The following is a 12,414-nucleotide window of genomic DNA, read 5'->3' as shown; positions in this document are numbered from 1 at the left end:
CAGCGACCGGAATCGGGTATTCCCTGACTGGCGCAACCGGTGTAATCGGAGGTGGGGCCGTCGCGCGGCGGACGCGTCGGCCGTATGTGGCGTGCGGGTCATGCTTCGGGAGGGAGTTGCGGGAGCGGGGAGCGCCGCCGGCCGGCCCGCTTGCGTGCGTGCGCGGGCGGCCGGCGGCGGAACGACGTCAGGGCCTCATGCGGGCAGGCGGATGACGCTCGCGTCCTTGCGAATCAGCAGCGACGACGCGAGCATCTGCTTGCACTGGTGCGCGAGCACCTTCAGGTCGTGCGTGAGCTCGGCGCCCACCGCGTCGGATTTTTCCGCGGACACGACCATTGCGTCGAGGTCGCGGGTGATCTGCTTCGTCGTGTCGAGCTGGTCGGCCGGCGGCGGCTCGCCGGCTTCCGCCTTCTCGAGGTTCTCGAGCACGGCGGACAGGCCGCGGCGCAACGCATCGTCGTGGACGATGTTCTCGTCGGCCGCGCACGCGCTGCGGATCAGCGGCGCGGCGGCTGTGATCTGGGCACCGAGCACGTGCGTCTGCACGAGCAGGTCGTTCAGCTCCGGCACGAAGCGCTGGTGCGCCTTTGGCTCGATCATCATTCGCTGGAACGCCTGGCCGAGGTTCGCGAACGCGATGTGCACGTCCTTGCGTGCGAGGCGGTAGCGGTAGTCGTCGTCGAGGGCGGTGGCCGGCGTCTCGATCGCCGCGGCGACGACCGGCACGACCGCTGCGCCGTCGGCGGCCGGCACGGGCGGCGGCGACACGCCGCGCCCGGCGCGCCACACGGCCTCGAAATACTTGCGGGTCGAGGTCAGCATGTCGGTGACGAGCTTGCCCATCAGCCGGTATTCCCAGTACGGGAACAGGCGGCTCGCTGCGATCGCGATCATGCAGCCGACCACGGTGTCGATCGCGCGCTCGCCGATGATCCGCATGCTGCCCGGCGCGAGCAGGTGGAACATCAGCAGCACGTAAGACGACGTGAACACGACGCTCGCCGCGTAGTTGAACAGCAGCAGGCTGTAGCTCATCACCATCGACCCGAACATGATCGCGATCAGCAGGTGCGGCTCCTTGACCGTGTAGATCAGCGCAATGCTCGCCGCGCAGCCGATCAACGTGCCGACGATACGCTGCGCGTTGCGCTGCTTGGTGAGCGAGTAGCCGGGCTTCAGGATGATGATGGTCGTCATCACGATCCAGTAGGCGTTCGTGAGCGGCAGCAGCCGGCCGAGCCAGAAGCCGACCGCGACCGCGATCGTCACGCGCAGTGCGTGGCGAAAGCTCGGCGAGCGCATGTTCAGGTTGGAGAAGATCAGCAGCGGCGACATCCGGCGCCGCTGCAGGAAGCGCGTGAGCGCCTTGTCGATCTTCAGTTCGGTCTGCTGCGGGTCGGTATGGCCCGACAGGTTGCGGCGCATCCGGTCGATCAGGCGCGTCGCGCTCCAGATGCGCCGGAACGTCGCGAGCACGGCTGCGTAGGCTTCCGCGTTGGTGGCGGGGAAGTTCTTCTTGCGCATCAGCTCGATCTCGTACTCGATCGCGCGCAGTTCGGCCTTGACGCTGATCCGCGAATGCGGCGCGCGATTCTCGAGCACCGCGAGGCCGATTTCCTCGAGGTCGCGGGCCGCCTTGCGGATCAGGTCGCGGTAGAAAATGATCAGGTCGGAGCCGCCGAACGTGTTGCGCACGAGCGGGTAGTCGGTGTGCGCGCCGACGAACAGCTCGTGCAGGTCGACGCTGTTGATGAACAGGTTGTACATCGTCGTACGGCCGGGGTCGAGCTTGCCGCGGCGCAGCTTCGGCAGGTTGCGCAGCACGATGTCGCGCGCGGTTTCCTGCGTTTCGACCGCGGTGATCTGCTTCGCGACGAGATTGCGATAGCACTCGTCGAGATCGGCATCGAGATCGTAGAACTGCGCACGCGCGAGCAGGTAGTCGGCGCACGCGAACAGGCTTTCGGCGAGCGCCTGCTGTTCGATCCGGCGCGCCTGCCATTGCGACACGAGCGTCGCCCAGTACGTGTACCAGAGGCCGCCCGCGAGAATCCAGCCGGCATTGACGAACGCTTGCAGCGGCGTGAACTTCTCCTCGAGCGTCATTACCATCATGAACAGCGTCGCGAAGCTGATCTGCGGCCAGCGGTTGCCGTAGACGACGATCAGCGACAGCACGAACGTGAGCGGCACGATCGTCAGCCATAACGCGAAGATGTTCGGCGTGGCGAGGCCGGTCGCGAGCGCGGCCAGGAAGCCGATCACGCTGCACGCGAGCATTTCGTTGTGCTTGTACTTCAGCGGGCCCGGCATGTCGACGACGCACGCGCCGAGCGCGCCGGTCGAGATCGTGAAGCCGAGCTCCCGGTTGTGAAACACGATCAGGCACAGCACGGCCGGCAGCGATACGCCGACCGCGATCCGCAGGCCACCGAAAAAGTACTGGCTGTAGAAAAACTTTCTGATTTCGACCGAATAGCGCATCGATGGGCTGAATGACAGACGAAGACGCCCGGGGCGGCGTATTGACTGGCGACGAGTCTATCGTATTTCGTGATCCGCAAAACCTGGCCTTTCGGACGAGGTTCGCCGCGACGGTCCTTTTGCTATCCTTGGTGCTCCCGTTCGCACGGCTTGGCCGGCGCGAGGCTCCGACACCCGCTTCATGCTCCATCTCTTCTATTCGAACCGTCACGAAACGCTGGCCGACGCGCTGCTCGACGACCTGGCCGCGTTTCCGGCCCGCAACGGCCCGTGGGCGCCGCAACAGGTCATCGTGCCGAGCGCGGCGCTGCGCCGCCGTCTGGAACTCGACATCGCCGTGCGCCACGGCGTGTGCGCGAACGTCGAGTTTACGTATCTCGCGCAATGGCTGTGGGCGCAGATCGGCCGCGTGCTGACGGTGCCCGCCCGCTCGCCGTTCGCACCGGACCGCCTCGTGTGGCGCTGCTACCGGCTGTTCGCGCAGGGCGCGAGCGGCGCGCCGTGGCTCGCGTCGCCGCGGCTGGCTGCGTATCTGTCCGCGTCCGACGACGCGATGCGCTACGAGCTCGCACAGCGCGTCGCGGCCGTGCTCGATCATTACCTGACCTATCGGCCCGAATGGCTGGCCGCATGGCAGGCCGGCGAGTCGGTGCTCGCGGGCGACGTCGCGCCGCGCGGAATCAGCGATGCCGCACACGACGACGAGCACTGGCAGGCGGCGCTGTGGCGCGCGCTGCTTGCGGAGCTGAGCGACAGCGGCACGCCGCCCGCGCATCGCTTCCTCGTGGAGGCGCGCAACCTCGATCCCGAAACCGTCGCGCGTGCCGACTGGCCGGAATCGGTCAGCGTGTTCGCGCTGCCGACGATGCCGCCGCTGCACGTCGCGCTGCTGCGCGAGCTGTCGCGCTGGATCGACGTGCGCGTCTATGCGCTCAATCCGTGCCGAGAATTCTGGTTCGACATCGTCACCGCCGCGCATGCCGAGGCGCTCGACGCGGCCGGCCGGCTGGACTATCAGGAAGTCGGCCATCCGCTGCTCGCGGAGTGGGGCCGGCAGACGCAGGCGCAGCTGCACATGCTGCACGAACTGACTGAAAGCGCCGCTTCGGGCGATGCGTCGCGTTTCGTCGGGAATCCCGCGCCGACCTGGCTCGCGCGCGTGCAGAATGCGATCCTCGACCTGCAACCGGAGGCGGAGCTCGGCGAAGCGCCTGCCGAGCGCGGGATCGAGGTGCACGTATGCCACAGCCTCGCGCGTCAGCTCGAGGTGCTGCATGACCGCCTGCTCGCGTGGTTCGATGCGGACGCGACGCTGCAGCCGTCCGATGTGCTCGTGGCGGTCGCCGATCTCGCGGCGGCCGGGCCACTGATCGATGCCGTGTTCGGCACCGCGGGCGCCGGCGGCGCGCGCGTGCCTTACCGGATCACCGGCCTGCCGCCGTCGCAGGCGAACCCGGTCGCGCGCGTGCTGCTCGAATGGCTCGCGTTGCCGGAACGGCAGGTCGGCGCGCCCGAGTTGGTCGAATGGCTGCGCGTCGACGCGGTGGCGGCCCGTTACGGCATCGACGCAACCGCGCTCGAGACGGTTCAGACCTGGCTCGCGGCCGCCGGCGCGCGGCGCGGGCTGTCGCCGACGGTGAGCGACGATGCGGCGGTGCCTGCGCCGCGCCATACGTTTTCCGATGCGCTCGCGCGGCTCTTCCTCGGCTATGCGATGCCCGAGGGCGCGGCACCGGTCGGCGCGTGGCTGCCGATCGAGGCGGCAACCGGCAGCGAGGCCGAACTGCTCGGCCGGCTCGCGCGCTTCACGGACGATCTCGACGGCTTCTCGCGACGGCTCGCCGACGCGCACACGCCACGCGCATGGAGCGAACTGTTCGCCGACACGCTTGCTCGGTTCTTCGACTCCGGTGCCGCGTATGCCGATGCGCTCTCGGGCGTGCGCGACGCGCTCGACGCGATGCTGGCCGCGATGACGGAAGGCGCGCCCGACGAAGCCTTGCCCGCGGCCGTCGTACGCGCGGGGCTGGCAGCCGCGCTCGACGATCCGGCGCGCGGCGGGGTGCCGTGGGGCGGCGTCACGTTCTCGTCGCTGACGAGCCTGCGCGGGCTGCCATACCGCGTCGTGTGCCTGCTCGGCATGGACGACGGCGTGCTGCCGAGCCTCGCGCGCGCGGACGAGTTCGACCTGATGGCCGTGTTGCCGAAGCTCGGCGACCGGCAGCGTCGCGACGACGAACGCAACCTGTTCCTCGACCTGCTGCTCGCCGCGCGCGACCGGCTGCTGATTGCCTATACGGGGCGCAGCATTCGCGACAACGCGCCGTTGCCGCCCGCGGCGCTCGTCGACGAACTGCTCGACCATCTCGCGCTCGTCACGGCCGGCGAGGATGCCCCACCGGACGCGGTCGATGCCGCGCGGCGCGCGTTCATCGTCGAACATCCGCTGCAACCGTTCGCGGCCGAGTATTTCCGGCCCGGCAGCGAACTGGCGTCGTACGACGCCGAGCGCGCGACGCTGGCGTCGCTGCTGGCAGCCGAAGCCGCGCGCGACGCGACGCGCGAGCAGCCGTTCTTCGCGCAGCCGCTGCCGGCCGAGCCGGTCGAACCTGTCGCGTTCAGCGAATTCGAACGGTTCTGGCGGCATCCGGCCCGCGCGCTGCTGCGTGCGCGGCTCGGCATCGTGCTGTCCGACGCGCAGGCCGAACTGCTCGACACAGAGCCATTCGCACTCGACTTTGCGGGCAGCGACGCGCTCGCCGAGCGCGTGCTGCCGCTCCTGATCGAATCGGACGAAGGCGGCGTGCACGATCATGCGCTGCGCATCGCGGACGCCAGCCCGGAACTACCGGGCGGCGCGACGGGCGCGGTCTGGCGCGACCAGGCGCTCGGCTCGATGACGCAGCTTGCGTCGAACGTGCGGCGTGCGCTGGCCGACGGCATGGAACGGCGGCCGTTCACGCTCGCGATCGCGCCTGCCTGGCCCGACACCGAACAGGCGCTGTTCGGTGCCGATGACGCGATGCTGTCGAGCGATGCGGTGAGTGCGCCGCTCGAACTGCACGGCATGCTGAACCGGCTGACGCCGGCAGGCCAGATCATCTATCGCTATGCACGGCCGAGCGCGCGCGACTACCTGTCCGCGTGGCTCGCGCACCTCGTCTACTGCGCGGTGGAGCCCGACGGTCCGCGCCGCACGCTGTGGTTCGGCAGCGGCGGCGCGTTCGAGCTCACGCCGGTCGCGGCACCGCTCGAGCGCCTCGCGCCGCTCGCCGCGCTGTTTCGCGCGGGGCGGCGCATGCCGCTGCGGTTCTTCCCGCGCAGCGCGTGGGCGCGCATTTCCGACGGCGAGGCGAAGGCGGCGAGCGTCTGGATCAACGAGCGCGTGGTGAGCGAAGCCGACGATCCGGCGATCGCGATCGCATGGCGCGGTGCGCATCCTTCGCTCGACGAGCCGTTCGGCACGCTCGCGCGGCTCGTGTTCGAGCCGATGCTGGAACATCTGAAGGAGGTCGCATGAGCGCCGCATCCCAGCCGCAGGCGGCGCTCGAACTCGATGTTTTCGCGTGTCCGCTCGACGGCGTCAACCAGATCGAGGCGTCGGCCGGTACCGGCAAGACGTGGAATATTTGTGCGCTTTACGTGCGCCTGCTGCTGGAGAAGGATCTCGGCGCGGATGAAATCCTCGTCGTGACCTTCACGAAGGCGGCGACGGCCGAGCTGCACGAGCGGATCCGCGGGCGGCTGGCGCAACTCGCGCATGCGCTCGATACCGGCGACGACGGCGGCGATCCGTTCGTCGCGCGCCTGCTCGAGACGACGCTCGGCGAAGCCGGCGCGCTCGACCCCGAGACCGCCGCGAAGCGGATCCGGCGCGCGCTGCGCGCATTCGACCAGGCGGCGATCCACACGATCCACGCGTTCTGCCAGCGTGCGCTGCAGGAAGCGCCGTTCGCGGCCGCGATGCCGTTCGCGTTCGAGATGCAGGCCGACGATGCGGCGCTGCGCTTCGAGCTCGCGGCGGACTTCTGGCGCACGCGCGTCGAGCCGATGGCCGCGCGCTGGCCCGGCTTCGCGACGTGGCTCGTCGATTCGGGCGCGGGCCCGGCCGCGCTCGACGCCCAGCTCGCGCGGCGGCTAAAGAAGCCGCTCGCCGCGCTACGCTGGGACGGCGTCGTCGAACCGGACGCCTCGGCGGAGGCCGCTGCCGTCGAATGCTTCGCGGAGGCCGCGCGGATGTGGGCCGACGAGCGGGAGGCGATCGACGCGCTGCTGCGCACCGCGCAGCCCGTGCTCAATCAGCGTTCGCACAAGCCCGACGCCGTCGCCGATGCGCTCGGCGCGTGGTCCGCGCATTTCGCGCAAAGCAATGCCGCCGCCGCGCTGCCGAAGGCGGCGCTCAAGCTCACGCGCACGGCGCTCGCGAAGGCGACGAAAAAGGGTGGCGCGACCCCCGAACACCCATTCTTCGACGTCGCCGACGCGCTCGAAGCGGCGGTGGCCGCCGCCGAGGCCACGCAGCGCGCGCGCTGGCTCGCGCTGGTCGCCGACTGGCTCGACACCGCGCCGGGCGAGCTGGCCGAACGCAAGCGTACGCGCCGCGTCGTGTCGTTCGACGATCTGCTCGCGAACCTCTATCACGCGCTGCATGCGCATCCGTGGCTCGCCGAGACGCTGCGCGCGCGCTATCCGGCCGCGCTGATCGACGAATTCCAGGATACGGACCCGCTGCAGTTCGCGATCTTCGACCGGATCTTCGCACCGGGCGGGCCGCTCTTTCTCGTCGGCGATCCGAAGCAGGCGATTTACAGCTTCCGCGCGGCGGATCTGCATACGTACCTCGCCGCGCGGGCAAGCGCGAGCGCGTGCTATACGCTCGCGGTCAACCAGCGTTCGACGCCGGCGATCGTCGATGCGTGCAACCGCTTCTTCATGTCGAACCCGCGCGCGTTCGTGCTCGACGGGCTCGACTATTACGCGGTGCGCGCCGGCACGCGCGTGCGTGCACCGTTCGTCGACGGCGCCGACCCGGGCCCGGGCGGCGATTTCCGGATCTGGGCGCTGCCGGGCGGCGACGGCACGCTGCTCAAGCGCGACGCGCAGGCACAGGCCGCCCAGGCGTGCGCGGCCGAGATTGCCCGGCTGATGCGCGGCGCGCGCGAAGGACATGTGCGGCTCGGCGATACGCCGCTGTCGCCGGGCGACGTCGCGGTGCTGGTGCAGACGCACCGGCAGGGGAGCCTCGTGAAGCGCGTGCTCGCCACGTGGGGCATCGGCAGCGTCGAGCTCGCGCAGGCGTCCGTGTTTTCGACCGGCGATGCGGAGCAGCTCGAGCGCGTGCTCGCGGCGATCGATGCGCCGGGCGACCTGCGGCGCTTGCGCGCGGCGCTGGCCGCCGACTGGTTCGGCCTCGATGCCGGGGCGTTGTGGCGGATGGAGCAGGGCGACGGCGATGTGTCGCGTGCAGCGGCCGACAGCGCGGACGCGATGAGCTGGGTCGAGCGCTTCTCGCGCTATCGGCTGTTGTGGCGCGAACGCGGCTTCGCGGTGATGTGGCGCACGTTCACGCGCGAGCTGCGGATCGCCGAGCGGCTGATGGCCGGCGCGGACGGCGAACGCCGCGTGACCGACATCAACCATCTGGCCGAACTGACGCAGGCGCGCGCGTCCGCGCAGCCGGGCATCGCGCCGACGCTGCGCTGGCTCGCCGCGCAACGGCTCGACGGCGGCGGCGAGGAAGCGCAGCTGCGTCTCGAGTCCGATCGCAACCTCGTGCAGATCGTGACGGTGCACAAGTCGAAGGGCCTCGAATACGCGGTCGTGTTCTGTCCGTTCCTGAACGACGGCGGGCTGCGCGAGCCGCCCGCGTCGGCGCTGCCCGACGCGCGCGAGTATCACGACGATGCGGGCGACGCCGTGCTGCATTACGGGTGCGACGACGAAGCCGCCGAGCATGCCGCGCGCCAGGCGCTGCGCGAGCAGGCGGCGGAACGCGCGCGGCTCGTCTACGTGGCGCTCACGCGCGCGGTCTATCGGTGCTATCTCGTCGCCGGGCTTTATCTGTCGTCGCGCTCGACCCGCGAGGCGCGGCGCAGCGTGCTGAACTGGCTCGTGGCCGGGGCCGGCCAGTCGTTCGACGCGTGGCTTGACGAGCCCCCCGACGAAGCGGTGCTCGATGCTGCGTGGCAAGCGCTCGCCGGTGGGCCCGTGAGCGTTGCACCGTTGCCGGTGCCGGCGCGCCGTGAGCGGCTGGCTGCCGGCCACGATGCATCGCAGACGCTCGCCGCCCGCCATGCGACGCGCGTGCTGCGCGACGCGTGGCGGATGGCGAGCTTCAGTTCGCTGACCGCGTCGATGGCGCGCGAGGAGGCGGGCGTCGCGGTCGTGCCGGACGACGAGCTGCGGCCCGATCACGATGCGCTTGCCGCCGGCGCGCCGGACGGCGCGCTTGCCGTGGACGACACCGTCGCGGTCGAGCCGCCGGACGACGACATCCTCGTGTTTCCGCGCGGCGCGGCAGCGGGCGAGTGTCTGCACCGCCTGTTCGAACTCAGTCGGTTCACCGAGCCCGATTCATGGCACCAGGCGGCGCTCGGCGCGCTGCATGACCGGCCAGTCGAGGCCGAGCCCGAACTCGCGACGCGCCTGCCCGCGATGATGGCGCGGCTCGTCGACGATGTCGTGCGCACGGAGCTCGTGCCGGGCATGCGGCTTGCGGATCTCGATCCCGCCAAGCGGCTCGACGAAATGGGTTTCCTGTTCCCGGCGCCGTCGCTCGAGCTGGGCGCGCTGCGCCGGCTGCTGGTCGCACACGGCTATCCGGACGTTGCGCTAGACGCTGGCGTGCTCGCCGGTTTCATCAAGGGTTTCATCGACATGATCGTCGAACACGACGGCCGCTTCTGGATCGTCGACTGGAAGTCGAACCATCTCGGCAATACGCCGGACGCTTACGGCCCGCGCGCGCTCGACGTCGCGATGGCCGATCATGCCTATCACCTGCAGGCGCTGCTCTATACGGTTGCGCTGCATCGCTATTTGCGCGGGCGGCTGCCCGACTATGACTACGACACGCATATCGCGGGCTATCTGTACCTGTTCGTGCGTGGCGTGCGGCCGGACTGGCGCAGTGCCGGCGAACCGGCCGGCGTGCATGCGCGGCGGCCCGCGCGCGAACTCGTCGACGCGCTCGACCGGATGATGGAAGGGGGCCGCACATGAACGTGTCCGACGATACGCTCGAATTCACCGGCGGCCTCGTCGCGCGCCTGCCCGAGCCGGCTGATTTCGGCATCGCGCTCGCGGAAGGGTTCGCGCGACGCATCGGCGACCTGTCGCGCCGTGCGGGTGCGCCGGCCGCGGCCGCGCGCTGGGCGGCGCGTGCCGCGTTCGCGACGAGCCGGGCGACCGCGGGCGGCCACGTATGCGTGTCGCTCGGCGCGCTCGCGCAGCGCTACGAGGAACCGGTCGACGACGTGCGCGCGGCGCTTGCAGCAAGCGGCGTGGTGGCGTTCGGCACGCTCGCGCGCGGCGACGAGCGGCCGCTGATCGTCGACCGGCACGACCATCTGTATCTGTCGCGCTATTTCGACTACGAACGGCGGCTCGCCGATGCGCTCGTCGCGCAGGCCGGCGTCGCCGCGCCGGGCGACGTGCTGTCGCCCGACCGGTTGCGCGACAGTCTCGCGCGTTACTTCGGGCCCGCGACGGGCGAAATGGACTGGCAGCGCGTCGCGGCGATCGTTGCGCTGACAGGACGCGTGACGATCGTCAGCGGCGGCCCCGGCACCGGCAAGACGACGACCGTCGTCGGCGTGCTGGCTTGTCTGCTCGACGCGCATCCGGGGCTGCGCATCGCGCTGGCGGCGCCGACCGGCAAGGCCGCGCAGCGGATGCAGGAAGCGCTGCACGCACGGGCGGGCGACCTGCCGCCGGAACTTGCCGCGCGCCTGCCCGACACGTCGTACACGTTGCATCGCCTGCTCGGCGGCGGCGGGGCGGCGGGCTTTCGCCATCAGCGCGACAATCCGTTGCCGTACGACCTGATCGTGGTCGACGAGGCGTCGATGATCGACGTCGCGCTCGCCGCGCATCTGCTCGATGCGCTCGCGCCGGGTGCACGGCTCGTGCTGCTCGGCGACAAGGATCAGCTTGCCGCGGTCGAAGCCGGCGCCGTGTTCGCCGAACTCAGCGCACGGCCGACGTTCACCGCCGCTGCGCGCACGCGCATCGCGGATGCGCTCGGGATCGACGAAGCGGCTTTCGTCGCGGCCTTGCCGGTGCCGGACGGCGAAGTGGCGGGGGCGGTTGCTGTTGCGGCTCAAGCCCCGGCCCCGGCTTCCGCGCCATTGTCGGCGAGCGCGGCGCGCAAGCCGCCCGCACGGCGCAACGTGGATACGCGACAGGCGTCGCTGTTCGATGACGACCCGCAGGACGAAGCGGTTTCCCCGGCTGATGCGGTGCCTCTGGCCGCTCCGTCGTCACCTGCACCGACAGACCTCGCTAGCGCATCCGCGGCCACCGATCCTGCATGGATCGAGGCCGACGAACTCACATGGCTCGACGCCGTCGAGCTCACGCCGCTCGATCAGGCCCACGCGGGAGGTTCGGCAACACGGGTGTCGACTGTTGCAACGGTGGCCGACGACATCGCCGCCGCGTCGCCCGCACCGCTCGCAGACTGCGTCGTGTGGCTCGAACGCAATTACCGTTTCGGTCTCGATTCGCCGATCGGCCGCCTGTCGCTCGCGATCCGCCGCGGCGACGTGCAGGGCGCGCTCGACGCGCTGCCGGCCGACGCGGCCGCTGCCGCGTCGTTTCACGACGACGCGGGCGAGACGCTTGCGGCGTCGACGGTCGAGCGGCTCGCGCGCCGGTTCGGCGCGTACCTCGATGCGTTGCGCATCGCGTTGTCCGGGCCGGAGCCCGATCCGCTGCCGTTGTTCGATGCGCTCAACCGCTTCCGGATCCTGTGCGCGACGCGCACGGGATCGCGCGGCGCCGAGCACGTCAATGCGCTGGTGGCCACGCACGTGCGGCATGCCGCACGCGTGCCGCTCGCGGTCGGCGCACACTGGTTCACCGGGCGCCCGATCATGGTGACGCGCAACGACTATGCGCTCGGGTTGTTCAACGGCGACATCGGCATCGCGTTGCCGGACGCGCAGGGCGTGCTGCGCGTATGGTTCCGCCGCGCGGACGGCACCGCTCGCGCCGTGTCGCCCGCGGCGCTGCCGCCACATGAAACGGCGTTCGCGCTGACCGTCCACAAGTCGCAGGGCTCCGAATTCGACGAGGCCGCGCTCGTGCTGCCGGCATCGTTCGGCCGTGTGCTCACGCGCGAACTCGTCTACACCGCGGTCACGCGTGCGCGCACGCGCGTGCAGGTGATCGGCCCGCGGCGCGTGCTGGCGCAGGCGGTCGCGACACGTACGCAACGCGATTCGGGCCTGGCGGCCCGCGTCGACGAGGCGCTCGCGCGGCGCCGCAAGGAGACGTCGCGATGATGATCCGCTACACGCTCGATCCGGCCGAAGTCGAATGGACCGCCGTGCGCGCGCAGGGCGCCGGCGGCCAGAACGTCAACAAGGTGTCGAGCGCGATTCATCTGCGTTTCGACATCCGCGCGTCGTCGCTGCCGCCCGTCATCAAGGAACGGCTTCTCGCGCTGTCCGACCAGCGCATCACGCGCGACGGCATCGTCGTGATCAAGTCGCAGGAATACCGCACCCAGGAGAAAAACCGCGACGCAGCACTCGCGCGGCTCGATGCGTTGATCGGCAGCGTCGCGTTCACGCCGCGTGCGCGGGTGGCGACACGGCCGACACGCGCATCGAAGGAGCGGCGGCTCGAACACAAGTCGCGCCGCAGCGTGGTGAAGTCCGGAAGAGGGAAGGTGATCGACTGATGAAACGAATCGCCGGCCAG

The 12,414-nt window shown here is 70.4% G+C and carries 5 protein-coding genes; 4 read left to right on the top strand and 1 reads right to left on the bottom strand.

Annotated features, from left to right (window positions below):
* Positions 1 to 195: 195 nt before the first annotated feature.
* A complete protein-coding gene (locus HWX25_RS18795; protein ID WP_175909637.1) occupies positions 196 to 2,487 on the bottom strand; it encodes an FUSC family membrane protein in 2,292 nt (763 codons plus the stop codon).
* 181 nt (positions 2,488 to 2,668) lie between these two features.
* Between HWX25_RS18795 and recC the strand changes: the two genes are divergently transcribed.
* The 4 genes from recC to arfB are packed head-to-tail and all read left to right on the top strand — an operon-like array spanning position 2,669 to position 12,394.
* Positions 2,669 to 6,007, top strand: coding sequence for an exodeoxyribonuclease V subunit gamma (recC, locus tag HWX25_RS18790; RefSeq protein WP_175909635.1), 3,339 nt, complete (start codon positions 2,669 to 2,671; stop codon positions 6,005 to 6,007).
* Positions 6,004 to 9,708 carry an exodeoxyribonuclease V subunit beta gene (gene recB, locus HWX25_RS18785; RefSeq protein ID WP_175909633.1) on the top strand — a complete coding sequence of 1,235 codons (3,705 nt, stop codon included), beginning with the start codon at positions 6,004 to 6,006 and terminating at the stop codon, positions 9,706 to 9,708. The genes recC and recB overlap by 4 nt, the downstream gene beginning before the upstream one ends.
* Entirely contained in the window at positions 9,705 to 11,993 is a 2,289-nt protein-coding gene (locus HWX25_RS18780) for an AAA family ATPase (RefSeq protein ID WP_175909631.1), read from the top strand. The genes recB and HWX25_RS18780 overlap by 4 nt, the downstream gene beginning before the upstream one ends.
* Positions 11,990 to 12,394, top strand: coding sequence for an alternative ribosome rescue aminoacyl-tRNA hydrolase ArfB (gene arfB / locus HWX25_RS18775; RefSeq protein WP_063548829.1), 405 nt, complete (start codon positions 11,990 to 11,992; stop codon positions 12,392 to 12,394). The genes HWX25_RS18780 and arfB overlap by 4 nt, the downstream gene beginning before the upstream one ends.
* Positions 12,395 to 12,414: the final 20 nt, after the last annotated feature.

Source organism: Burkholderia sp. BCC1640, assembly GCF_902833125.1.
GTDB classification, from domain to species: Bacteria; Pseudomonadota; Gammaproteobacteria; order Burkholderiales; family Burkholderiaceae; genus Burkholderia; species Burkholderia diffusa.
This window is presented reverse-complemented; position numbering and strand designations above follow the sequence as displayed.